We start from the raw sequence: 22,532 nt of genomic DNA on the forward strand, positions 1-22,532 counted from the left end.
GGCCCTCCGGGCCACCTTCTCCCGGTGGGAGAAGGAAAAGCGCTAGCGGCTTTCGCGCAGGAACCGGGCCATCGACGACACGCCCGGCAGCGCCGGCTGGAACTGCCCGGCGACGTCGACGAAGCCGCGCATCACCGCGATCTCGCGCGGGGTGCGGTTCAAGGTATCGCGCAGTTCCGGATCGGCGCCGGCGCGCAGCAGGCGCTGCACCAGCAGCGGCAGGCCGTGCAGCGCGGCCAGGTGCAGCGGGCCGAAACCGCGCGGATCCTGCACTTCCAGGCTGACGTCCTCGTCGAGCAGGCGCTCGACGCCGGCCAGCACCACCGGCTCCTCGCAGGCGGTGCCCGGTTCGGCGCGCGCGCCCAGCAGCAGCAGCAGCGGGGTGACGCCGCCGGCGGAACCGCGGTCGGCCTCGGCGCCGGCCAGCAGTAAGGTGTCCAGCAACGCCAGCAAACGCGTCTTGTCGCGCGCGGTGAAGCCGTACAGCGCGGCGCAGTGCAGCGGCGCCAGTTGCTGCGCGTCGCCGGCATGCACGTCGGCACCGGCGGCCAGCAGCCGCGCGGCGATGTCCGGCAGGCCCAGCGCGCAGGCCAGCATCAGCACGGTGACCCCGCCGGGCAGGCGGTGTTCGATCTGCGCACCGGCCTGCAGCAGGGCGGCGACGATCTCGGTCTGGCGCATGCTTACCGCCGCCGACAGCGGCGTGGCGCCGCTGGCCGCGGCGTGCTGCAGATCGGCGCCGCGCGCCAGCAGCAGCTTCACCGCTTCGGCATGGCCGCCGCCAGCGGCGCGCAGCAGCGCGGTGCACCCCTGCGCGTCCACCGCATCCACCGGCAGGCCCAGGTCGATCAGGCGGCGGATCGCCTCGGCATCGCCGACCATCGCCGCGGCCGGCACGTCGGCCTCGCGCAGCGGACGCCGCGGCAGCGGCCAGGTGCGCCAGTCCAGCCAGTCGGCCAGGTCGCGGCGGCCGCTGGCCAGGGCCACGCCGAGCGGGGTCTGGCCGTCGGCGGCGCGTGCGTCCGGCGAGGCGCCCTGCAGGATCAGCAGCTTCAGCGAGGCCTCGCGGCCCAGCGCGGCGGCCAGGTGCAGCGCGGTCATGCCGTGGCTGTCGCGTGCCTCGCGGTCGGCGCCACGCTCGAGCAACTGCAGTTGCAGGCGCAGCCAGCCCAGCCGCACCGCCAGCGACAGCGGCGGATCGCCGGCCGGCGACGGTGCGAACGGATCGGCGCCGCGCTCGAGCAGTTCCAGCGCGAACTGTTCCAGCGCGCGCGAGGCGTGATCATGCTGGGCGCAGGCGGCCAGCAGCCGGGTCAGGCCGCCGCGGCCGGCCGGCGACACACCGTGGCGCAGCATCGCCTGCAGGCTGGGCACCGCCTCCACGCCGCGCGAGAGCAGCGCGAACATCGGGGTATCGCCGCAGGCATCGAGCACTTCCGGCGCGGCGCCGTGCGCCAGCAACCAGTCCACCGCCTGCGCGTTCAGCGCCAGCGGCGCATCGTGCAGCAGCGCGCCCAGTTCCTCGGGCGCACACAGCCGTGCCAGCGCAGCCAGGCCCTCGCGCGGCTGGCCCAGTTGCAGGCCCTCGCGCAGCAGTTCCAGCGGCGGCCGGTCGGGCAGGCCGGCCGGGCCGCTCTCGCCCTGGCCGTCGCTGACCGCGGCCGGCAGCGGATAGTCCGGGTCCAGCGCGGACACGATCGCCCAGCGCCCGGCCTCGGCGGCCAGGTCGACGGCGCGGCGGCCGCTCTGGTCCGGCTGCGCCGGCGCTACGCCCAGCTCCAGCAGGCGCCGGATCAGGCCCGGGGCGACGTGGTCGGCGGTACAGGCCAGCAGGATCGCATTGCGGCCGTCGCCGTCGACCGCGGTCAGGTCCGGTTTGTGCGGCAGCAGCCGTTCCAGCACCGCCACGCGGCCGTGGCGGGCGGCTTCCAGCCATGGCGTGCGGCCCAGCGCGTCGCGCGCTTCCAGGTTGGCGCCGGCGCCGAGCAGGGCCTGCACGATCTCCACGTGGCCGGCCTGCGCCGCCTCGTGCAGCGCGCTGCGGCGCTGGCGATCGCGCGCGTCGACCCGCGCCTTGTGCTTGAGCAGCAACTGCACGCCGGCCGGATCGTCTTCCTCGGTGCCGGCGGCGGCCAGCAGCACCGGGCTGGCCTCGGCTGGCTCCGGCTTGGCGCCGCGCTCGAGCAGGAACTTGGCCATGCGCCAGTTGCCGACCTGGCAGGCCACCGCCAGCGGGGTCAGGCCGTCGCGATTGGCCGCGTCCAGTTCGGCGGCGGCGTCGCGCAGCAGCGCGGCCACGCCCGGGTCGGAACTGCGCGCGGCGTGATGCAGCGGGGTGTTGCCGTCGCCGTCGCTGGCGCGCGGGTCGGCGCCGTTGGCGAGCAGGGTCATCACCGCCTCCGGGCGGCCATGCCAGCTGTCGCGGGTGGCGGCCAGCAGCGGGGTCATGCCCAGGTGCGGGCGATTGACGTCGACCCCGCGCACGATCAGTTCGCGCAGCAGGCGCAGGTCCGGCAATACCGCGGCCAGCACCGGCAGGCTGCGCTGGTCGCGCCACTCGGGGGCGGGCAGCGCGTGCGGATCGGCGCCGGCCTGCAGCAACTGCAGCGCGCGATCGACGCGGCCGCCGCGGGCGGCGTCGTACAGCGCCGCATGCAGTTCGTCCTGCGCCGGCGGCGGCTCGTCGGCGCGCGGCGTGGTGTTGGCGCTCAGTTCGGCGAACAGGTCGGCCGAGGACACCGGCGGGGTCAGCGTCTGCGGCGGCGCCACCCGTTGCAGGCCGGCGTGCAGCAGCGGCGACAGCAGCGCATAGGCCAGCGCCAGCGGCCAGCGCGCGGCGTCGGCGAGCAGCCCCGGCCAGGCCAGCACCACGCCGAGCCCGGCCAGCACCAGCACCAGTGCGGCTACCGCCAGCCCACGCCAGGCCTGCACGTCCTGCTGCGCCAGCGCGTGCCAGCGTGCGCCCAGCGGGCCGCCCTCGCAGTCGCTGCCGTGCCACAGCGGCCAGGTCCGCCACAGGCCGAGCAGCGCGGCACTGGCGGCCACGCTCAGCGCCAGCGCCGCGGCCAGGCTGCCGCTGTCGTGCAGCGCCGCCAGCGGCCAGGCCACCAGCACCGCGACCAGCGCCATGCCGCCGGCCCACAGCACCAGCAGCGGCGCCGCGGCGCCGACCAGCTCGCGCGCCGCGCGCGGACGCGGCCGGCTGCCGCGCTGCCAGGACAGCGCCAGGGCGAACGCCGGTTGCGCCAGCCAGGCGCCCAGCGCGGCGGCCAGCGGGCCGAATCCGGCGGCCAGCGCCAGCACCGCGCCGAGCGCGGCGGCGAGCATCGGCGCACGCGCGCGGAGAAAGGAGTCAGTCATCGTGTCGATCGGTGGTGCCGGGCAGGGACGGCGGCAATTGCAGATGGAAGCCGCAGCCGGCGAGGTTGGCGCGCACCGCGGCCGGATCGGCGCGGGCCAGTTTGCGTTCGGCGGTCAGCGCCACTTCGAGCACGAACGCCAACGGCTGCAGCGACGCCAGCAGCGCCGGCGGCAGACGGCCGAAGTCGTCGCGGGCGGCGAGATACAGATAGGTGTCCGGCTTGCGTTGGCTTTTGTAGACGTAGGCTTGCATGCCCGTGGCGTGCGCCTGGCGTGGAAAGGCAAGCGATTGTGGAGGAAATGCGCCAGCGGCGAAAGCGCACGCCGGCCCTGCGCTGAACGGATCCAGGGCAGGCGCGCCATTCACGTTCGCCTCGTTGGCGGTTCACGGCATCACCGAATGCGTCGATATACTGCGGTGATTGTCCTTGTATGGAAGACCGCGTGACCGAAGCGTCCTCGTCGCCCCGGATGGCCCCGGTGGCCATCCGCGCCTACACCGCGACCAACGCGCTCGGCAGCGGGCTGCAGGCCCAGGCCGCGGCGCTGCGCGAGGGCCGCAGCGGCCTGCGTCGCAACGATTTCGGCCCGCAACCGCTGGAATGCTGGATCGGCCGGGTGGACGCGCTGGAAACCGCGGCGCTGCCGGACGCCCTGGCCGCCTGGGAATGCCGCAACAACCGCCTGGCCTGGCTGGCGCTGCAGCAGGATGGCATGGCCGAGGCCGTGGCCGCCGCGGCGCAGCGGCATGGCGCCGAGCGGGTGGCGGTGGTGATGGGCACCTCCACCTCCAGCATCGGCGCCAGCGAGGAGGCCTACACCCAGCTGGAGCACGACGCGGACGGCCCGCGCATTCCCGCCGACCTGGACCGGCCGATCGTGCACACCCCGCATTCGCTCGGCGATTTCGTGCGCGCCGCCACCGGCCTGCGCGGCCCCTGCATCACCGTCGCCACCGCCTGCTCGTCCAGCGCCAAGGTGTTCGCCCAGGCGGCGCGGCTGATCGCCGCCGGCGTGGTCGATGCGGCGCTGGTCGGCGGCGTGGACACGCTGTGCGGCAGCGTGCTGTTCGGCTTCAACTCGCTGCAGGTGGTATCGCCGGAGCCATGCCGGCCGTTCGACGTGCGCCGGGTCGGGCTGTCGCTGGGCGAGGCCGGCGGCTACGCGCTGCTGGAACGCGCCGATGCCGCCGACGCGCCGCCGGCGCAGGCGTTGCTGTGCGGCTACGGCGAATCCAGCGATGCCCACCACATGTCCGCGCCGCATCCACAGGGCCTGGGCGCCGGCCTGGCGATGCGCGGTGCGCTGCAGCGCGCCGGCGTGGATCCGGCCGAGGTCGGGTATCTGAACCTGCACGGCACCGCGACCCCGGCCAACGACAGCGTCGAGGCCGCCGCGGTGGCGGCGCTGTTCCCGCCCACCCTGCACGCCAGTTCGACCAAGGCCTGGACCGGGCACACGCTCGGCGCCGCCGGCATCGTCGAGTCGGTGTTCGCCCTGCTGGCGCTGCGCGACGGCCTGCTGCCCGGCACCCTCAACAGCGAACTGCCCGACCCCGCCTGCGGCCCGCAGATCCGCTTCGCCACTGCCCATGCACAGGTCCGCTACGCCATGAACAACTCCTTCGGCTTCGGCGGCAACAACTGCTCGCTGCTGTTCGGCCGCGCATGAACATGCCGATGCTGAGCGCGACGATCGAAGGCATTGGTTTCTGGGCGCCCGGGCTGCCGTCGTGGACGCTGGCGCAGGCGTTCGCCCGCGGCGAAGGCGCACTGCAGGAGACGCCGGCACGGCCGTCGCCGCAGTTGCTGGCGCCCAACGAACGCCGCCGCGCGCCGGACACGGTGGCGGTGTCGCTGGACGCGGCGCTGGCCGCCTGCCAGGACGCCGGCCGCGACCCGGCCACGCTGCCGTCGGTATTCACCTCCACCCACGGCGACCTGGCGATCACCGACTACATGTGCACCACCCTGGCCAGCGAACCGCTGTCGGTCTCGCCGACCAAGTTCCACAACTCGGTGCACAACGCCGCCGCCGGCTACTGGACCATCGGCGCCGGCGCCACCGCCGCGGCGACCGCGATCAGCGCGCACTCGGGCAGCTTCGCGCAGGGCCTGCTGGAAGCGCTGTCGCAACTGGCCGCGGGCGAGGACGCGGTGCTGCTGGTCGGCTACGACAGCCGCTCGGTGGGCGCGCTCGGCCGCATCGCGCGCAGCGAAGGCCTGCTCGGCGGTGCGCTGGTGCTGAGCGCCGGCGCACGCGACGGCAAGCCGCAACTGCAGGTGCAGTTGCGCGACGGCACCGCCGCGGCCGGCGAGGGCCCGCTGACGCGCCACGCCGCCGGCAACGCGATGGCGCCGATGCTGCCGCTGTTCGACGCGCTGGCGCTGGGCGGCAGCGGCTGCGTGCTCGACGCCGGCGGCGGCCGCTGCCTGCAGGTGGAGTTGCGCGCATGAGCCGCACGCCGCTGACCGCCGCCGACGCCGCGATCCTGATTCCGGCCCTCAACGAACGGCTGCGCATCCGCGAGGTGGTCAGCGACGCGCTGGCGCACTGCCCGCGGGTGATCGTGGTCGACGACGGCTCCGACGACGGCACCAGCGACTGCATCGCCGACCTGCCGGTGACCCTGCTGCGCCACCCGCAACGCCGCGGCAAGGGCGCGGCGCTGCGCAGCGGCTTCGCCGAGGCGCAGCGCCAGGGCGCGCGCGCGGTGATGACCATGGACGGCGACGGCCAGCACAGCGCCGCCGATTTCCCGCGGCTGCTGGCCGCGGCCAACCGCCATCCCGGCTGCGTGATCGTCGGCGCGCGCCTGCGCAAGCGCGCCAGCCAGCCGCCGATCCGCCGCATCGGCAACGATTTCGGCGACTGGGGCATCGCCTGGGGCTGCGGCTTCCGCCTGGTCGACAGCCAGAGCGGCCAGCGCCTGTATCCGCAGTCGGTCTACACGCTGCCCGACGTGCCCGGCGAGGGCTTCGTGTTCGAGGCGCAGTTGCTGATCTCGGCCGCGCGCCAGGCCGGCGCGCGGGTGGTGGCGGTGCCGATCGAGACCCGCTACGCCAGCCAGACCCCGGGCACGTTCCGCAAGAGCCACTTCCGGCTGGTGCGCGATCTGTGGAAGATCACCTCGCACGTGATCGTGCAGGTGTGGACCTATGGGCACGTGGTACGCGAGTACCGACGCACCCGCGCCAACCCGGTGCTGATCGACGACGCCGACGGCACCCTCGACCCGGCCCCCCTGGCCGTCGCCAAGGAAAAGACGACATGAAGGCAGCGCAGGCGGATGTGGCGATTCTGGGCGGCGGGCTGGCCGGGCTGACCCTGGCGCTGCAGTTGCGACAGCGCGACCCGCAACTGCGCATCCGCGTGCTGGAACGGCGCGCGCACCCGGTGCGTGAGGCCGCCTTCAAGGTCGGCGAGTCCTCGGTGGAGATCGGCGCGCACTACTTCGCCGAGGTGCTGGGCCTGCGCGAGCACCTGGATGCCGAACAGATCCGCAAGTTCGGCTTCCGCTTCTTCTTCTCCGACCGGCGCACCGACATCGACCAGTGCACGGAACTGGGGGTGAGCCAGTTGCTGCCCACGCCGTCGTGGCAGATCGACCGCGGCCGCTTCGAGAACTTCCTCGGGCAGCGCGCGCGCGAGATGGGCGTGGAATTCCTCGACGGCAGCACGGTGCGCGGCGTCGACCTGGCCGAGGACGACGGCGACCACTGCGTGCGCTACAGCCGCGACGGCGCCGATGCCCACCTGCAGGCACGCTGGGTGATCGACGCCAGCGGTCGCGCCGGCCTGCTCAAGCGCAAGCTTGGCCTGGCCCAGGACAACGCGCACCAGGCCAACGCGGTGTGGTGGCGGGTGGACGGGCTGGTCGATCCCAACGGCTGGTCGCAGGACAGCGCCTGGCTGCAGCGCTGCACGCCGCCGGACCGCTGGCGCTCGACCAACCACATGTGCGGCCCCGGCTACTGGTTCTGGCTGATCCCGCTGTCCTCCGGCGCGCATTCGCTGGGCATCGTCTGCGATGCCGCGATGCATCCGCTGGAGACCATGAACACCCACGCCAAAGCGATGGACTGGCTGCGCACGCACCAGCCGCAGGTGGCCAGCACGCTGGAGCGCAGCGAGCACACGGTGCAGGACTTCCTGTTCCTGCGCGACTTCTCCTACGGCTGCAAGCAGGTGTTCTCGGCGCAGCGCTGGGCGCTGACCGGCGAGGCCGGGGTGTTCCTGGACCCGTTCTATTCGCCGGGCAGCGACTTCATCGCCATCAGCAACACCTACATCTGCGAACTGATCGGACGCGAGCGCGCCGGGCGCGACATCGCGCCGTATGCCGAGCTGTACCAGCAGTTGTACTTCTCCTTCTACGAGAACACCCTGACCCTCTACCAGGACCAGTACCCGCTGTTCGGCGACGCCCAGGTGATGCCGGTCAAGGTGATCTGGGACTACACCTACTACTGGTCGCTGCTGGCGCCGCTGTACTGCACCGACCGCATCGCCGACCTGGCGGTGCTGGGCCGGCTGCGCCCGGCGCTGCAGCAGGCCAGCGCGCTCAACCTGGGCATGCAGGCGCTGCTGCGCGACTGGGGCGCGGCCAACCGCGCGCAGGCTGCGGCGGTGGCCGACGGGCGGCTGCTGGACCAGTACCTGATCGGCTGGTTCCACGAACTCAACCGCGCGCTGAGCGACCGACTGGACGATGCCGTCTTCGTCGCCCGCCTGCACGGCAACGTCGCGCGCATGGCAGAACTGGCCGGGGAGATCCTGGCGCGCGCCCGCCAGCAGCACCCCACGCTGGCCGACCACGGCCTGCTGGACGCCTGCCGCGATGCGGCGACGCCGCTGCCGGTGCTGTCGCCGGCCTGGTACGCGGACGCCGCCTGATCCACGCGCAGGGCCATGCCGCCCTGCAACAACACGCGCTCGGCCCGCCGCCGCGGCAGGCCCAGCGGGCGCCTCCATTGCGCGGCACGCGTCACACAGGGCGAATATCGCCCACGCATTCGCGTTTTCGCACGCACCCCGGTTGACGCCCCCGCGCCACCGGCGCGACACAGGCCCCCCGCGCCCGGCGCCCCTCAGGAGAACTCCATGCGCTCCACGCTGCTCGCCTTGGCCCTGCCCTTCGCCGCCCTGGCCGCCCCCACCACCGCCCATGCGCAGAAGGCTCCGCGCGCACCGGCCACCCCGGCACCGCTGCAACAATCCTGCGACGCGCTGGCGAGCCGGCTCGCCTACCCCGGCACCCGCTTCACCGCCGTGCACAGCGTGGCCGCCGGCGCCCTGCAGGTGGCCGGCCAGCCAATCGGCGCGCACTGCCAGATCACCGGCCTGATGCACGAACGCGTCGGCACCGACGGCCAGTCCTATGCGATCGGCTTCGAGATGCGCCTGCCGGCCGCATGGAACGGGCGCTTCTTCTACCAGGCCAACGGCGGCCTGGACGGCAACGTGGTCCCCGCGCTTGGCGACATCGGCGGCGGCGGCCAGCGCGACAACCCGCTGCGCATGGGCTTTGCGGTCATCAGTTCCGATGCCGGGCACAGCAACGCACAGAACCCGCTGTTCGGCCGCGATCCGCAAGCGCGGCTGGACTACGGCTACCAGGCGGTACAGGCGCTGACCCCGATGGCCAAGCGCGTGGTGCAGATCGCCTACGGCAAGGCGCCGGACTACAGCTACTTCGGCGGCTGCTCCAACGGCGGCCGCCACGGCATGGTCGCCGCCGCACGCGACGCACAGGACTACGACGGCATCCTGGTCGGCGACCCCGGGTTCCATTTGCCCAAGGCGGCGATCGCCGACCTGGCCGCGGCCCAGCAACTGGCGGCGCTGGCCGGCGGCAGCGATACGCGCAGCGGCCTGAGCGCCGCCGAGCGCAGCCTGGTGGGCGAGCGCATCGTCGCCACCTGCGATGCGCTGGACGGCGTGCGCGACGGCATGGTGCAGGACGTGCTCGCCTGCCAGCGCCGCTTCGACCTGAATCGCGACGTCGCCACCTGCGGCAGCGCCGGGCGCACCGGCCAATGCCTGACCCCGGCGCAGAAGCGCGCGCTCGGCGCCATCCACGCCGGCGTGCGCAACAGCGCCAGCACCCCGCTGTACGCGCCCTTCCCCTACGACCCGGGCATCGCCAGCGGCGACTGGGCCGGCTGGCGGCAGGACGCCTCGCTGACCCTGGTGCCCGGCTCGGTGGCCTTCGGCTTCGTCACCCCGCCGGAGGATCCGGCGGTGCTGCAGGATCTGAAGAAGTATGCGCTGCAGTTCGACATGGACCGCGACGCGCCGAAGATCTTCGCCACGGCCGGCGCCTTCCGCGAATCGGCCTGGTCGTACATGACCCCGCCGAACGAGACCCAGCTGACCACGCTGAAGAAGCGCGGCGGCAAGCTGCTGATCTACCACGGCACCGGCGACGGCATTTTCTCCTTCGCCGACACCGCGGCCTGGTACGACCGCCTGCGCACGGCCGACGCCGATGCCGCCAGCTACGCGCGCCTGTTCGCGGTGCCGGCCATGGCGCATTGCGCCGGCGGACCGGCCACCGACCAGTTCGACGCGCTGACCCCGTTGGTGGCCTGGGTCGAGCAGGGCCAGGCGCCAGACGCGATCGTCGCCAGCGCGCGCGGCAGCGGCAGCGCCGCGCCCAACAATGAAGTGCCGGCCAGTTGGAGCAGCCAGCGCAGCCGCCCGCTATGCCCGTACCCGCAGGTGGCGCGCTACGTCGGCGGCGACGTGGAGGCGGCGTCCAGCTTCGTCTGCCGTTGAGCGCCGGCCACCGTTGCGCCGCCGGCATCGCGGCGCAACGGCGGCGCGGTCGTCAGCCCATGCCGCCGTTGATGCCGATGACCTGGCCGTTGATGTAGGCGGCCGCGTCCGAACACAGGAAGGCGACCAACGCGGCCACCTCCTCTGGCTTGCCCGGGCGCCCGGCGGGAACCATCTGCTTGATCGCCTCCGGCGGGAACGCGCTCTCGGCCATCGCGCCCTGGATCACGCCCGGCGCGACCACGTTGACGCTGATCCCGCGGCTGGCCATTTCCCGCGCCAGCGACATGCTGGCACCGTGCAGCGCGGCCTTGGCCGCGGCGTAGTTGGTCTGCCCGCGGTTGCCCAGCACGGCCGCCACCGAGGACACGCTGACGATACGGCCCCAGCGCGTGCGCGCCATCGGTAGCAGCAGCGGCTGGGTGACGTGGAAGAAGCCGTGCAGCGAGACGTCGATGACCTTATGCCACTGCGCCGCACTCATGCCCGCCATCGGCGCGTCGTCGTGGATGCCGGCGTTATTGACCAGCACCTGGATCGGGCCGGCCTCCAGCAACGTCGCCAGCGCCTGCGCGCTGGCCTCGGCGTCGGCCACGTCGAAGGCCACCGCTTCGGCGCTGCCGCCGGCGGCGACGATCGCCTCCACCACTGCCGCCGCGCGCGCGACGTTGGCATTGGCGTGCACGATCACGTGCAGGCCCTGCGCGGCCAGGGCGTGGCAGATCGCGCCACCGAGATCGCCGCTGCCGCCGGTGACCAGGGCGCGGCGCGGTGCGGGGGATGCAGACATCGGGAATCCTCGGTCGCAATGAAGATGAGCCGTCATCCTAACGGTTCATCCGCGCGCTCGTAGGCGCGGTCTCAGCCGCGACGACGTGCAGGGAATACGCGGCGCGGCTCAAACGCACCGCTGATCACCACGGGATGTCTTTTTGTAGGAGCGGCTTCAGCCGCGATGGGCGTTACCGGGGTGCCTCGTCGCGGCTGAAGCCGCTCCTACGGGACGACCTGGATCCGGCTCGAGTGGCGAACGCAACGACGAACGCTGCCCTGAAGCCGCTCCTGCACTGGCCAGTCGAGCCTCTATGCCGCGCCCAGCATCACCGTCGCGCGGCCTTCGGCCAGCAATTGCCCGGCATGGCTGATGCGGAAGGCGTACTGCTGGCTGTCCTCGGCCTGCAGCAGCACCTCGGCCTCGCCTTCGAGCGGACCCGGCAGATCCTGCAGTTCGCCGACGTGCAACTGCACCCCGCGCAGCGCCACCAGCATGCCCGGCCGCACCGGCGTGCCGGCCGCACGGCCGAGCAGGCCGCCGTGCACCGCCATCGCCTGCGCGCCGTATTCGCACAGGTGCAGCGCGTGCAGCCGATCGCCGCTGCGCAGCGGATGTGCGACCTGGCGATGCGCGACGCTGCGCAACAGCACGCGTTGCGCGTCCCAGGCCACCACCTCTTCCCACAGGCACATCAGGCCCTGGTGCGGCACCAGCGCGGCGATGGCGTCGCGTCCGTGCAAGGGTTCAGTGTGCATGGCGGCTCTCCTGGGCGTCGCTGGCGGTCTCGCGCGAAATCAGCAGCGCCAGCACGAAATTGAACAACACGCCCAGCGCCACCGTGCTGCCGATCGCGCGCAGCACCGGGATGCTGGAGGCGGCCAGCAGCGCGAACACCAGCAGGGTCATCAGGCTGCACACGATCAGCGCATGCAGGGTGCGCAACTGGTCGGCGCGGTCGTCGCCGGCGTGGTCGAAGAACAGCGCGTAGTCCAGGCCCAGGCCGGCGGCCAGGATCAGCGCGATCAGGTGGAACAGGTTCAGTTCGACCCCGCAGCCGCGCAGGATCGCCAGGATCAGCAGCGTGGTCAGCGCCATCGGCAGCAGCACGCGCACGATCCGCCGCGGCGTGCGCAAGGCGATCGCCACGGTCAGCGCCAGCAGCACCGCGGCCACGCCCAGCGCGGCGAGCACGCGGCCGCGATAGGCCGCGACCAGCGATTCGGAGGCGTCCTTGAGGTCCAGCAGTTGCGCGCCGCTGCCCTGCACCGCGCGCGCCAGTTGCGCCGGATCGCGCAGCCCGGTCAGCGACACCAGCGCGGTGGTGCGGTCCGGGCGCTCCAGCAGCAGGCCGTCGACGGGGGTCGCCAGCGGCGTGCCGTGCAGGTCGCGCGCGGTCAACAGCGGCGCACTGCGTGCGGCCTGCAGGTCGGCCAGGAACGGTGCGAAGGCGTCGGCGCGGAATGGCGTGGCGGCGACCGCCGCGGCGGTGATCGCCTGCGCCTGCGCCGGATCGGGCAAGGCGGCCTGGCGCCGGCGCTGGGTGGCGGCGCTGGGCAGGTAGCGCGCGGCCATGTCGTAGCCGGCCAGTTCGCCCTGCGCTACCAGCGCATCCAGGCGCGGGCGCAGGCGTTCGGACGCGGCCAGCGCGGCCTCGGCGGAGGCTGCCGGCAACGCCAGCACGTAGCGCACGTCGGGCGCGCCCAGTTCCTGGCGCAGATGCGCGTCGCGGGCCAGGCCGTCGGCCGGCACCGGGGTCAGCTTGGACAGGTCGTTCTGCCAGAACGGCCCAGGCGCGAACACGATCACCGCGGCCGCCAGCAGGGCCAGCGGCAGCAGCGACCAGCGCGGCCGCGGCAGCCGCGCGATGCCGCGCCACAGCCGCTCCAGCAGCGGCGAATCGGCATGGTCGCGCGGCGAGGGATCGATCAGCGCCGGCAGCAGCAGGCGCGTGGTCAGCGCCGCCACCAGCAGGCCGGCGATGGTGAACACCGCCAGCTGGCGCAGGCCGTCCACGCCGGAGAACAGGAAGGTGACGTACGCGATGCAGGTGGAGACCACGCCGGTGGCCAGGGTCGGCCACAGGTGGCGGGCGTTCTCGCGCGGATCCAGGCCCGGGCGCTGGTGGCTGAACAGGTGGATCGGGTAGTCCTGCACCACGCCGATCAGGGTGAAGCCGAACGCCACGGTGATGCCGTGCACGCCGTCGAACAGCAGCGCCACCGCGCCGAGGCCGGCCAGGCCGGCGCTGGCCAGCGGCAGCACGCCCAGCACCGGGATCTTCCAGCTGCGGTAGGCCACCAGCAGCAGCACGATCAGCCCCACCGTATCCAGAGTGCCGATCCACTGCGCCTCGTTCTGGGTGCGCCCGCCGATCTCCACCGAGAACGCGCCGGGACCGGTCAGTGTCAGCTTGCTGCCGGTGCCGGCGCTGACCTTGGCGAAGGCGGCATGGATCGCATCCACCGCGCGCTGCTGGCCGGTGGGGTCGAAGCCGGCCGCGCGGGTCTGCGCCACCAGCAGCGCGTCCTTGCCGGCGCGGTCGAACCACACCCCGTCGCGCTGCTGCGGGCCGCCGGCCGGCTGCAGGCTCTCGGCCAGGTGCAGCACTTCCAGGGTGGGATCGCGCGGCAGCAACGGCTCCACCATCGCCGCCGCCGGCGAGCCCAGGTCCTGCAGCCGCGCCTGCAGCGCATCGCGCAGGGTCGGCGCATCCAGCGGCCTGGCGTCGAAGCTGTCGCTGAGCAGGTAGCGGTACGGCAGCAGGCGCGGCGGGATCGCATCCAGGCCGGCATCGGCGCCGTTGGCGACCAGTTCGAACACGTCGTGCTGCGGGGCCAGTTCGGCATGCAGCGCCTGCGATTGCCGCGCCAGCGTGGCCGCATCGGCCCCGGACAGCGACATCAGCAGCAGCCGCGAGCCGGGGCCTTCGCCGAGTTCGTCGAGCAGGAGTTTCTGCGCCGGGGTGCGCGCCTCGGGCATGAATTTGCGCAAGTCCCCCGACACCTGCAGCGCATTGCCCAGCCAGATCCCGGCCACGGTCAGCAGGGCCAGCCACAGCAGCGCCAGCGAGATGCGCATCTTCGAACTGAGTTGGCGTGTCACGACAGCCGCTCCCCAAACGCCCACTCGTTCAGACCCGGGGCCGCGGGCGCGGCATCGGGCATGACTGACCGCCGCCTGCTACCGCGGGCCGGCATGAATTTGCGCAAGTCGCCCGACACCTGCAGCGCATTGCCCAACCAGATCCCGGCCACGGTGAGCAGCGCCAGCCACAGCAGCGCCAGCGAGATCCGCATCTTCGAACTGAGGGCTCGCGTCATCGCCGCATCCCCACGCCGCCCTGCGCCGTGCGATCAGCCGCCGCACGCGCAGCCGCCAGGCCGGCAGCACGCTGCCGGCGGGCGCCTCCAAGTGCGGGAATCACGCCGCGTCGCCGTGGCACAGCGCGGTCAGCGCGGCGCCGTCGGCAACGGCGCTGGCGGCCTGCGCGGCGCCGGCCAGCAGGGTGCGCTGGACGTCGCCCTTGGCCGGGATGGTCTCGATGCAGCGCAGTTCGGCGCCACGGCCGTACAGGTGCAGGCTGCGCACGTGCGCGGCCATGGCCGGATCCTTGGGCTGCAACTGCAGCTGCCAGCGCTCGCGGGTGCCGCTGCTGCTGATGTCGAACTGCTGCTGCAGCAGCGCGCGGTCGCCGGACAGCAACGCGCCGAAGCCGCTCTGCAGGCCGGCCAGTTCCGGCACGCGCACCAGCGAGAAGCGCCGCGGCGGCTTGCCGTCGCGCTCCAGCGTGGCGTCGCCGCCACGCAAGGTGGTGGTCTCGTGGTACGGCGCGGTGACCTCGCGCACCAGGGTCTGCGCGTCCGGGCGGCGGTACTCGCCCTGTACCCGCAGCGGCGCCTTCAGCAGCGCCGAGCCGCGCAGTTCGACGAAGGCGGTGCTGACCGGCGCCGGCCGCGCCAGCTTCTGCAGGATCCAGTCGGCGTCCGGCGCCTCAGGCGATGCGGCGCTCAGCGGTGCGGCGCTGCACAGCAGTATCAGCATCCACGGCAAGGTGCGGCGCATCGGCATGGCGGTTGTTCCAGAAGTCGTAGAAATTGAACCAGTTGTAGGGCGCGGAGCGGGTGTAATGCTCCAGCCTGGCGGCGTAATCGCGGATGAGCGCGGCCAGCACCGGCGCACGCTGCCGACGCGGCAGGTCCAGGCCTTCGCTGAAGGTCTCGAACACCAGCTCGTAGCGGTTGCCGCCGCGGTACAGGCCGAAGGCCAGCACCACCGGCACCTTGAGCGCCGCGGCGATCAGCCACGGCGAGGTCGGGAACAGCGCGCCCTGGCCGATGAACGCGGCCGGCAGCGCCGGGTCCTCCGGGCGTGGCCGGTCCACCAGCAGCGCGACCAGCGCGCCCTCGTCGGTGGCCTGCTTGATCGCCATGACGATGGAGGTGCTGTCCATGCCGGCGTCGATGATGTTGGCGGCCAGCTGCGGGTTCAGCGCGCCGAGCAGCTCGGTCATCGCCGGGTTGTGGGCCTTGTCCAGCACCACCTTGACCTGCACGTCCGGGCGCTCGGTGGCCAGCACCCGCAGCGCGTCGAAGCTGCCCAGGTGCGAGCCGAAGATCAGCACGCCGCGGCCGCGGTCCATCTGCGCGTGCAACTGGTCCAGGCCGCGGATCTGCACCCGGAAGCGGTGCATCTGCCCGCACAGCATGAACACTCGGTCGAGGATGGTGGAGGCGAAGGTGTGGATGTGCCGGGCCACCTCCAGCAGCGTGGCCGGGCGGTCGAACACGCGGCTCAGGTAGTGCCGCGAGTCGCGCCGCTCCGGGCCGCGCACCAGCAGGAAGTACAGGGTGATCGGGTACAGCAGCAGGCGGCCGACGGCGCGGCCGCCGTACCGGGCGATGCTGCGGATCAGCCACAGGGCGAAACGGCCGCCGCCTTCCGGGCGGTGCTTCCAGCCGGCGCTCACGGCGCCGCCTCGGCGTTGAGTTCGCCGCTGACCAGCAGGTCCTCGCCGCGCAGCACGCGGAAGCGCCAGCGCGGTGCGGCGCCGTCCAGTTCCACCCGCGCCGGCTGGCCGGGAAACAGCGGCTGCACGAACTTCACCTGCGGCAGGCGCAGCGGCGCACGCGCGCCGTGCGCCGCCTCCACGGCCTGCAGCACGTGGTCCAGCACCACGACGCCGGGCACCACCGGGCGGCCCGGGAAGTGGCCGGGCAGGCTGGGATGATCATGCGGAACGACGAATTGCATACGGGCGACTCATATCCTGGGTTCGAGCATCGCACGGACGGCCTGGTGCGCGCGCTGGGTCACTTCCTGGCGAGTCAGCGGGCCGTCCTCGCCGTTCACCCGGATCGGCGTGCCGATCCGCACCCGGATGACGCCGGGCCGGACCCGGAACAGGCTGGTCGGCGGCAGCACCTTGCCCGCCCCGTCCAGCGCCACCGGCACCACGTCCACCCCGGCATCGATCGCGGCCTGCAGCAGCCCGGCCTTGAACTCGGCCAGCGCGCCGCTGCGGCTGCGGGTGCCTTCCGGGAACAGGCACAGGTCCTGGCCACGGCGCAGCAGCGCCGCCGCCTCGCGCCGCATCATCGCCCCGGCGCGGCGGCTGTCGCGGTCCAGGAACAGCATGCCGGTGTCGCGTGCATACCAGTTCACGAACGGCACCTTCAGCATCTCGTCCTTGAGCAGGAAGCGCAGCGGCACCGGCAGCGCCATGAACAGCGCGCAGATGTCGATGATCGACTGGTGGTTGCTGACGAACAGATGGTTGCGCGACCAGTCCACCCGCTCGCGGCCCTCCACCTGCAGCCGTGCCCCGGCGCCGAACAACAGCACCGGCGCCCAGAACCGCGCCGCCATGCGCAGCGGCAGGCGCGGCCCGCTCAGCCGCAGCAGCACCAGCGCAACGACGATGCCCAGCGCGGTGTGCGCCAGGGTGAATGCCAGCTGCAGGGCGTTCCACACCGCCCAGGCCATGCGCGAAGGCATCCCAGCCTGCGGCAACTTGCTGTTTTCCTTGATGATCTGCACGACCCTTGCGTCCCCTGCACTCCCGCACGTCAGCGCAACAGCTCGCGCCAGAAAACCGGCCCCAGCCGCGCCAACCGGTGCAGGAAATCGGGCAGATTACGGTAGGGACGCTGCGGAAACCAGCGCCCGCGCAGCAGGTACTCGCCGACGAAGAAGCCGCCGATGACCCCGTAGCCCAGCAGATTGGCGAACAGCGAGGCGCGCGCATCGCTGATCGGCAACGGCGCGGCCAGGCCCAGCTGCGCCAGCACCCCGCTGGGCTGGGCGCACAGCGCCAGCACCAGGTTGAGCAAGGTCAGCCCCACCAGCAGCAGGGTCCAGGCCAGGGTCAGGCGGCGGGTGTAGCGCAGCTGCTCGGCGGTGATCGGCATGCCGGCCTGCCGATACAGGGCCTCGACGATGCGGGTGATCAGCGGCGTGCGCCCGCGCTGCAGGCTGCGCCCGAAGAACCAGGCCACCCAGGCGGTGAACAGCACCGGCGGCGCGGCCAGCAGCAGCAGGGCGTGCGGCGAGCGCCACAGCGGCACCAGCGCCGCGGTCGCGGCGATGGCCAGCGCCCAGGCCCAGGGCCGCCAGCGCGCCATCGGCTCCACCAGCACCATCAGCACCAGCGCCGCCCCCGCCAGCACCGCCAGGTCCGGGCGGTGCGCGGCGTTGGCCCAGTGCGCCAGCGGCGAGTAGGCCAGCGCCAGCAGCACGCCCAGGGCCAGCGCCCAGGGCGCGGCGTCGGCCGGCTCAGCTGGTCTTGTTGGCTTCGACATGCGCCGACAGCGCGCGCAGCGAGGCGAAGATGCGGCGGTTCTCGTCGTTGTCCGAACGCAGCTGGAAGCCGTAGCGCTTGCTGATCGCCAGCGCCAGCTCCAGGGCGTCGATCGAGTCCAGCCCCAGGCCGGTATTGAACAGCGGCGCCTCCGGATCGATGTCGCCGGGCTGGACGTCTTCCAGGTTCAGGCTCTCGACCAGCAGCTCAGCCAGTTCACGTTCGGCGGCGGTTTGCGAAGACATCCAGGGGCTTCCAGGCGTAAGGACGGGTGCGACAAGATGGTGCATCGGGCGCTGCGGCGCAACCATCGGCCCGCGAACGGCACGCTATCATGCCGTTTCGCCCCGCCGTTGCGCCCGCAGGTTCCCTCAGGATGACGTCCCCCGCTGTTGCTTCCCCTCCACCCACCGCAAGCGCCATCGAGGCGGAAACGCCCGACGTGCTGGTGATCGGCGGGGGGCCGGCCGGCTGTGCGGCGGCGATCGCCCTGGCGCAACGCGGCTGGCGGGTGACGGTGCTGGAAAAGGATCACCACCCGCGCTTCCACATCGGCGAATCGCTGCTGCCGATGAACATGCCGATCCTGCAGCGGCTGGGCGTGCTAGACCAGGTGCGGGCGATCGGCGTGCTCAAGCTCGGCGCCGATTTTCCCAACGATGCCGGCGGCTACAACACCTTCCGTTTCTCGCACGCGCTAGGCGCGCAGTCCGACTTCGCGCTGCAGGTGCCGCGCGCCGACTTCGACCGGGTGCTGTTCGCGCATGCACGCGCGGTCGGCGCCGACGTGCACGAGGGCGTGCGCGTCGAGGCGGTGCAGCTCGACGGCGAGACGCCGACGGTGCAGGCACGCAGCGCCGACGGTCTGCGCCACTACCGGCCGCGCTACCTGATCGACGCCAGCGGCCGCGACACCTTTCTCGGCAACAAGCTCAAGCTCAAGCGCGCCAATCCGCGGCACCAGTCGGCGGCGCTGTTCAGCCATTTCCGCGGCGTGGCGCGGCGCCCGGGCGAGGACGCCGGCAACATCAGCATCTACCGCCACGCGCACGGCTGGATGTGGCTGATCCCGCTGCCCGACGACGTGATGAGCGTGGGCGCGGTGTGCGACCCGGAGTACATGAAGACCCGCCAGGGCTGCGACAGCGAGACGTTCCTGCTGCGCACGCTGGCGCTGAATCCGGACGTGGTGGCGCGCATGGCCGACGCGCAGCGCGTGGCACCCGTGCATGCCACCGGCAACTACGCCTACGAATGCACGCGCATGAGCGGGCCGCGCTGGCTGATGCTCGGCGACGCCTACGCCTTCGTCGACCCGATGTTCTCCTCCGGCGTGTACCTGGCCATGCACAGCGCCGAGCGCGGCGCGGCCATGGTCGACGCGGCGCTGCGCGACCCGGCCCGCGAGGCGCGACTGCAGCGGCGCCTGGAGCGGCACCTGCGCGGCGGCCTGGACGAGTTCAAGTGGTTCATCTACCGCTTCACCTCGCCGACCATGCGCGAGCTGTTCGCGCAGCCGCGCAACGTGCTGCAGGTGGAGCAGGCGGTGGTGGCGATGCTCGCCGGCGACGTCTTCGACAACCGTGCGGTGCTGCGCCGCCTGCGGGTGTTCCGTGCCATCTATGCGCTGTCCGCGGTGGCGATGCTGCCGCGGGCATGGCGCGCCTGGCGCCACCGTCGCCGCCAGGCCCGCGAATCGTTCCACGGCGACACCTTGCACGGAGACACCCCATGAGCCGCCCGCACCTGCAGTTTCCGCACCACACGCAGGGCCATCCGCAGTTGCAGGTGGACTATGTCGCCGAGACCGACCCCAGCCAGTGGCTGGCCGAGGACCGCGTCCTGGCGGTGTTCGGCTTCGGCGAGACCGCGCCCTACCACGAGGACCCGCGCTACCTGCGGGTGCCGCTGCAGCCGCATGGCCCGCGCATGCTCGAGGTGTGGCGCACCGACGCCCCCGTGCACAGCGGCCGCGACGGCGCCATCGCCTGGGCCAGCGACGGCCGCCTGCAGTTCGGCGTGATCGAGATCGACGAGCGCCAGGTCGACCTGGACATCGAGGAAGCCGCCGCGCTCGCCTACGCCCAGCTCAGCGGCTTCGTCGCCGGCAGCGCCACTCCGCGCCTGCTGCGCATCTGGAACTATCTGGATGCGATCACCCTGGGCAGCGGCGACCGCGAACGCTACCGGCGCTTCTGCGTGGGCCGCGCGCGCGGGCTCGGCGATTTCGACGCCACCCAGCTGCCGGCGGCGACCGCGGTCGGCCGCTGCGACGACGCACGGGTGATGCAGATCTACTGGCTGGCCGCCGCGCAGGCCGGCACCCCGCTGGAGAACCCGCGCCAGGTCAGCGCCTACCGCTACCCGCGCCAGTACGGCCCGCAGCCGCCCAGCTTCGCCCGCGCCATGCTGCCGCCGGCCGGCAGCGACATGCCGCTGCTGCTGTCGGGCACCGCCAGCGTGGTCGGCCACGCCTCCATGCACCAGGGCCAGTTGCTGGCGCAGCTGGAGGAAACCTTCGCCAACTTCGACGCCCTGCTGGCGGCCGCGCGCGAACACGCCCCGGACCTGCCGCCGCAGTTCGGCGACGGCACACGCCTAAAGGTCTACGTACGCGAGCCCGGCGACCTGCCGCTGGTCGCCGATGCCCTCGATGCGCGCTTCGGCGAGCGTGTGCCACGCCTGCTGCTGCACGCGGTGATCTGCCGCGACGAACTGGCGGTGGAGATCGACGGCGTGCATGGTTGAGCGGCAACGCAAGATCGTCCTGGTGTCCGGCGCCCCCGGTGCCGGCAAGACCACGCTGGCGGTCCCGCTGGCGGCGCACCTGGGCTTTCCGCTGTTCTGCAAGGATTTCATCAAGGAGACGCTGACCGACGCCCTCGGCGATGGCGGCGGCGATCTCGCCGCGTCGCGCCGTCTCGGCGGCGCAGCGATGGAGATCCTCTGGTCGCTGGCACAGCGCAGTCCGCACGCGGTGCTGGAAGCCAACTTCCGGCCCCGCAGCGACTACGAGCGCGGCAGGATCGCCGCACTGGAGGCGAGGCTGGTGGAAGTCCATTGCCACTGCGGCCATGACGAGACCCTGCGCCGCTTCCGCGCGCGCGCCGCGACGGGCACGCAGCATGCGGCGCACCCCCTGCGGGAACTGCCGCCCGACCTGCTTGCCGACTATCCCGGTCCGATCGGCCTGGGGACGGTGATCGACGTGGACACCCGCATGCCGGTGGATCTACAGCACCTGTTCGCGCAGGTCGCCGCCGCGCTTTCCTGAGCGGGTACCGGCAGGATCGCAGCAAAACCGGTTATGCCGCAGCGATGGGCATGCTCGCGCATGCGACGCGACCTGCCGCGAGACAGCTCGGCGTATTCGCACACGTTAGGGTCGATTGGCCGCTTGCCAAGCCAGCTTGATCCCCCGCCCCGTCAGTCCTCGCGCGCCGCCAACAACGCCAGCAGACGATCGCGCGGCAGCTTGCCGGTCTCGTTGCGCGGCAGGGCGTCGAGCAGGCGTAGCCGGCGCGGCAGGAACACCGGATCCAGTTCGCGGCGCAGCGCGGCCAGGATCGCGGCTTCGTCCAGGGTCGGCGCCGCCACCACCGCGGCGATGCGGCCCACCGCCTGGCCCGGTTCCGGATCCAGTTGCAGCATCGCGCCATCGACCACGCCCGGCAGGGCCAGCAGGCGCCGGGTGAGATCGGCCAGCGAGGCGCGCTTGCCGGCGATCTCCAGCAGGTCGGCCTGGCGGCCGCGCACCTGGAAACGGCCGTCGGCGTCCACTTCCATCAGGTCGGCCAGCAGCACCGGCTGTGGCAGGTGCGGCGCGTGCACCAGGGTGCCGTCCGGCTGCGGCGCCACGCGCACGCCGGGCAGCGGCGTCCACGGCACTTCGCAGGCGGTACGGCGGCTGGCGAACACGCAGGTCTCGGTGGAACCGAACATCTCGCGCACCTCGCCGCCGAAGCGCCCCTCGGCGGCGGCGGCCAGCTCCTGCGCCAGCGGCGCGGTGGCCGAGACGATGCCGGCCAGCGGCGGCAGGGCGACGCCGGATTCGACAAGCGCACGCAGATGCACCGGCGTGGTCACCAGCAGCCGCGGCGCCGGCAGCTGCGCCAGCGCGCGGGCCACGTCCTCGGGAAAGAACGGGCGCCCGGCGTGCACCGCCAGCGGCGTCACCAGCGGCAACAGGATCGACAGCTCCATCCCGTACATGTGCTGCGGCGGCACCGTGGCCACCACCTGCGGGACCGCCGTGTCCGGCCACAGCCCGACCAGTGCCAGCAGGTCCTGGCGGGTGCTGGTGAGGAAGCTGCCCCAGGTCTTGGGATTGGGCTTGGGCGCGCCGGTGCTGCCGGAGGTGAAGCCGATCGCCACCAGCGCGTCGTCGGCCAGCTGCGGCATCGGCCCGTCCAGGGACGGCAGCGCGTCCGGCAACTGCCAGTAGCGCGGCGGCGGCTCGGCCAGCGCCAGGTCGCCCAGGCAATAACAGTCGGCATGGGTGCGCTGCACCTCGGCCACCACCGCCGGCGCGCGCGAGGATGGCAGCAGCGAGGTCTGCCCGCGCAGCGCCACCGCGCAGAACGCGACCATGAAGCGGTAGCGGTCCTCGCACAGGTTCAGCGCATGCCGGCCGGCCGGCAGCACTGCGGCCAGACCGCGCACGTGGCCAAGGAAGGTGGCTAGGTCGATATGCTCGCCGTTGGCGAAGGCCAGCGGGCGCCGCGCATCGCCGACGGCGAGTGGGTGCAACAGGGGCGCGACGGGAATTTCGGAGGAAACAGCGGACATGCGGGGCGGCGGCTCGGGCGGGCGATGACCCGC

The 22,532-nt window shown here is 72.8% G+C and carries 21 protein-coding genes; 8 read left to right on the plus strand and 13 right to left on the minus strand.

Annotation, left to right across the window (positions count from 1 at the left end):
* Positions 1-42 precede the first annotated feature (42 nt).
* Positions 43-3,360: an ankyrin repeat domain-containing protein gene (locus tag AC1PK7_RS20410; protein ID WP_481099325.1), complete on the minus strand. Its 3,318-nt coding sequence runs from the start codon at positions 3,358-3,360 to the stop codon at positions 43-45.
* Positions 3,353-3,613 carry a YcgL domain-containing protein gene (locus tag AC1PK7_RS20415; protein ID WP_010342688.1) on the minus strand — a complete coding sequence of 87 codons (261 nt, stop codon included), beginning with the start codon at positions 3,611-3,613 and terminating at the stop codon, positions 3,353-3,355. The genes AC1PK7_RS20410 and AC1PK7_RS20415 overlap by 8 nt, the downstream gene beginning before the upstream one ends.
* A gap of 218 nt (positions 3,614-3,831) precedes the next feature.
* Here AC1PK7_RS20415 and AC1PK7_RS20420 point away from each other — a divergent pair, with 218 nt between their 5' ends.
* From AC1PK7_RS20420 to AC1PK7_RS20440, 5 genes are all read left to right on the plus strand, one after another.
* Positions 3,832-5,031, plus strand: coding sequence for a beta-ketoacyl-[acyl-carrier-protein] synthase family protein (locus tag AC1PK7_RS20420; RefSeq protein ID WP_481100945.1), 1,200 nt, complete (start codon positions 3,832-3,834; stop codon positions 5,029-5,031).
* An 8-nt stretch (positions 5,032-5,039) separates the two neighbouring features.
* The gene (locus AC1PK7_RS20425; protein WP_481100946.1) at positions 5,040-5,816 is read left to right on the plus strand and encodes a beta-ketoacyl synthase chain length factor; all 777 of its coding nucleotides are present in this window, start codon (positions 5,040-5,042) and stop codon (positions 5,814-5,816) included.
* On the plus strand, positions 5,813-6,634 hold the full coding sequence (locus AC1PK7_RS20430) for a glycosyltransferase family 2 protein (protein WP_371180629.1): 822 nt from the start codon (positions 5,813-5,815) through the stop codon (positions 6,632-6,634). The genes AC1PK7_RS20425 and AC1PK7_RS20430 overlap by 4 nt, the downstream gene beginning before the upstream one ends.
* Positions 6,631-8,256, plus strand: coding sequence for an NAD(P)/FAD-dependent oxidoreductase (locus tag AC1PK7_RS20435; protein WP_481099326.1), 1,626 nt, complete (start codon positions 6,631-6,633; stop codon positions 8,254-8,256). The genes AC1PK7_RS20430 and AC1PK7_RS20435 overlap by 4 nt, the downstream gene beginning before the upstream one ends.
* A gap of 207 nt (positions 8,257-8,463) precedes the next feature.
* Positions 8,464-10,140: a tannase/feruloyl esterase family alpha/beta hydrolase gene (locus tag AC1PK7_RS20440; RefSeq protein ID WP_481099327.1), complete on the plus strand. Its 1,677-nt coding sequence runs from the start codon at positions 8,464-8,466 to the stop codon at positions 10,138-10,140.
* Between the two features lie 52 nt (positions 10,141-10,192).
* On the opposite strand, the gene fabG is transcribed toward AC1PK7_RS20440, so the two are convergent.
* From fabG to xanC, 10 genes are all read right to left on the minus strand, one after another.
* Positions 10,193-10,930, minus strand: coding sequence for a 3-oxoacyl-ACP reductase FabG (fabG, locus tag AC1PK7_RS20445; protein WP_481099328.1), 738 nt, complete (start codon positions 10,928-10,930; stop codon positions 10,193-10,195).
* 293 nt (positions 10,931-11,223) lie between these two features.
* Positions 11,224-11,655, minus strand: coding sequence for a hotdog family protein (locus AC1PK7_RS20450; protein WP_481100947.1), 432 nt, complete (start codon positions 11,653-11,655; stop codon positions 11,224-11,226).
* 4 nt (positions 11,656-11,659) lie between these two features.
* Entirely contained in the window at positions 11,660-13,993 is a 2,334-nt protein-coding gene (locus tag AC1PK7_RS20455; RefSeq protein ID WP_481100948.1) for an MMPL family transporter, read from the minus strand.
* Between the two features lie 20 nt (positions 13,994-14,013).
* Positions 14,014-14,235, minus strand: a complete 222-nt coding sequence (locus tag AC1PK7_RS20460; protein WP_481099329.1) for a hypothetical protein — start codon at positions 14,233-14,235, stop codon at positions 14,014-14,016.
* Positions 14,236-14,335: 100 nt separating this feature from the next.
* Positions 14,336-14,983, minus strand: a complete 648-nt coding sequence (locus tag AC1PK7_RS20465; protein ID WP_481099330.1) for a LolA-related protein — start codon at positions 14,981-14,983, stop codon at positions 14,336-14,338.
* On the minus strand, positions 14,907-15,881 hold the full coding sequence (locus AC1PK7_RS20470; protein ID WP_010342700.1) for an LpxL/LpxP family acyltransferase: 975 nt from the start codon (positions 15,879-15,881) through the stop codon (positions 14,907-14,909). Before AC1PK7_RS20470 ends, AC1PK7_RS20465 begins: the two co-directional genes overlap by 77 nt.
* Positions 15,878-16,165: an ApeI family dehydratase gene (locus AC1PK7_RS20475; RefSeq protein WP_017914445.1), complete on the minus strand. Its 288-nt coding sequence runs from the start codon at positions 16,163-16,165 to the stop codon at positions 15,878-15,880. The genes AC1PK7_RS20470 and AC1PK7_RS20475 overlap by 4 nt, the downstream gene beginning before the upstream one ends.
* A gap of 9 nt (positions 16,166-16,174) precedes the next feature.
* Complete coding sequence (locus tag AC1PK7_RS20480; RefSeq protein ID WP_481100949.1) at positions 16,175-16,924, minus strand: lysophospholipid acyltransferase family protein; 750 nt, start codon at positions 16,922-16,924, stop codon at positions 16,175-16,177.
* Between the two features lie 56 nt (positions 16,925-16,980).
* Positions 16,981-17,712, minus strand: coding sequence for a COG4648 family protein (locus AC1PK7_RS20485; RefSeq protein WP_481099331.1), 732 nt, complete (start codon positions 17,710-17,712; stop codon positions 16,981-16,983).
* Positions 17,687-17,956, minus strand: a complete 270-nt coding sequence (xanC, locus tag AC1PK7_RS20490) for a xanthomonadin biosynthesis acyl carrier protein XanC (RefSeq protein ID WP_003470209.1) — start codon at positions 17,954-17,956, stop codon at positions 17,687-17,689. The genes AC1PK7_RS20485 and xanC overlap by 26 nt, the downstream gene beginning before the upstream one ends.
* 131 nt (positions 17,957-18,087) lie before the next feature.
* Between xanC and AC1PK7_RS20495 the strand changes: the two genes are divergently transcribed.
* The 3 genes from AC1PK7_RS20495 to AC1PK7_RS20505 are packed head-to-tail and all read left to right on the plus strand — an operon-like array spanning position 18,088 to position 20,985.
* A complete protein-coding gene (locus AC1PK7_RS20495) occupies positions 18,088-19,446 on the plus strand; it encodes an NAD(P)/FAD-dependent oxidoreductase (protein WP_481099332.1) in 1,359 nt (452 codons plus the stop codon).
* Positions 19,443-20,459, plus strand: coding sequence for a chorismate transformation FkbO/Hyg5 family protein (locus tag AC1PK7_RS20500; protein WP_481099333.1), 1,017 nt, complete (start codon positions 19,443-19,445; stop codon positions 20,457-20,459). The genes AC1PK7_RS20495 and AC1PK7_RS20500 overlap by 4 nt, the downstream gene beginning before the upstream one ends.
* Positions 20,452-20,985: a P-loop nucleotide/nucleoside kinase family protein gene (locus tag AC1PK7_RS20505; RefSeq protein WP_481099334.1), complete on the plus strand. Its 534-nt coding sequence runs from the start codon at positions 20,452-20,454 to the stop codon at positions 20,983-20,985. The genes AC1PK7_RS20500 and AC1PK7_RS20505 overlap by 8 nt, the downstream gene beginning before the upstream one ends.
* A 152-nt stretch (positions 20,986-21,137) precedes the next feature.
* On the opposite strand, the gene AC1PK7_RS20510 is transcribed toward AC1PK7_RS20505, so the two are convergent.
* The gene (locus AC1PK7_RS20510; RefSeq protein WP_481099335.1) at positions 21,138-22,499 is read right to left on the minus strand and encodes an AMP-binding protein; all 1,362 of its coding nucleotides are present in this window, start codon (positions 22,497-22,499) and stop codon (positions 21,138-21,140) included.
* Positions 22,500-22,532 lie beyond the last annotated feature (33 nt).

Source organism: Xanthomonas sp. NCPPB 3174 (assembly GCF_056725205.1).

Bases quoted from the DNA above. Each gene is read 5' to 3' on its own strand.
- AC1PK7_RS20425 (WP_481100946.1), top strand. From the start codon at position 5,040: ATGCTGAGCGCGACGATCGAAGGCATTGGTTTCTGGGCGCCCGGGCTG.
- AC1PK7_RS20475 (WP_017914445.1), bottom strand. From the start codon at position 16,165: ATGCAATTCGTCGTTCCGCATGATCATCCCAGCCTGCCCGGCCACTTC.
- AC1PK7_RS20415 (WP_010342688.1), bottom strand. From the start codon at position 3,613: ATGCAAGCCTACGTCTACAAAAGCCAACGCAAGCCGGACACCTATCTG.
- AC1PK7_RS20465 (WP_481099330.1), bottom strand. From the start codon at position 14,983: ATGCCGATGCGCCGCACCTTGCCGTGGATGCTGATACTGCTGTGCAGC.
- AC1PK7_RS20485 (WP_481099331.1), bottom strand. From the start codon at position 17,712: ATGTCGAAGCCAACAAGACCAGCTGAGCCGGCCGACGCCGCGCCCTGG.
- fabG (WP_481099328.1), bottom strand. From the start codon at position 10,930: ATGTCTGCATCCCCCGCACCGCGCCGCGCCCTGGTCACCGGCGGCAGC.
- AC1PK7_RS20420 (WP_481100945.1), top strand. From the start codon at position 3,832: ATGGCCCCGGTGGCCATCCGCGCCTACACCGCGACCAACGCGCTCGGC.
- AC1PK7_RS20460 (WP_481099329.1), bottom strand. From the start codon at position 14,235: ATGACGCGAGCCCTCAGTTCGAAGATGCGGATCTCGCTGGCGCTGCTG.
- AC1PK7_RS20510 (WP_481099335.1), bottom strand. From the start codon at position 22,499: ATGTCCGCTGTTTCCTCCGAAATTCCCGTCGCGCCCCTGTTGCACCCA.
- AC1PK7_RS20500 (WP_481099333.1), top strand. From the start codon at position 19,443: ATGAGCCGCCCGCACCTGCAGTTTCCGCACCACACGCAGGGCCATCCG.
- AC1PK7_RS20455 (WP_481100948.1), bottom strand. From the start codon at position 13,993: ATGCGCATCTCGCTGGCGCTGCTGTGGCTGGCCCTGCTGACCGTGGCC.
- AC1PK7_RS20430 (WP_371180629.1), top strand. From the start codon at position 5,813: ATGAGCCGCACGCCGCTGACCGCCGCCGACGCCGCGATCCTGATTCCG.
- AC1PK7_RS20440 (WP_481099327.1), top strand. From the start codon at position 8,464: ATGCGCTCCACGCTGCTCGCCTTGGCCCTGCCCTTCGCCGCCCTGGCC.
- AC1PK7_RS20505 (WP_481099334.1), top strand. From the start codon at position 20,452: ATGGTTGAGCGGCAACGCAAGATCGTCCTGGTGTCCGGCGCCCCCGGT.
- AC1PK7_RS20410 (WP_481099325.1), bottom strand. From the start codon at position 3,360: ATGACTGACTCCTTTCTCCGCGCGCGTGCGCCGATGCTCGCCGCCGCG.
- AC1PK7_RS20435 (WP_481099326.1), top strand. From the start codon at position 6,631: ATGAAGGCAGCGCAGGCGGATGTGGCGATTCTGGGCGGCGGGCTGGCC.
- AC1PK7_RS20495 (WP_481099332.1), top strand. From the start codon at position 18,088: ATGACGTCCCCCGCTGTTGCTTCCCCTCCACCCACCGCAAGCGCCATC.
- xanC (WP_003470209.1), bottom strand. From the start codon at position 17,956: ATGTCTTCGCAAACCGCCGCCGAACGTGAACTGGCTGAGCTGCTGGTC.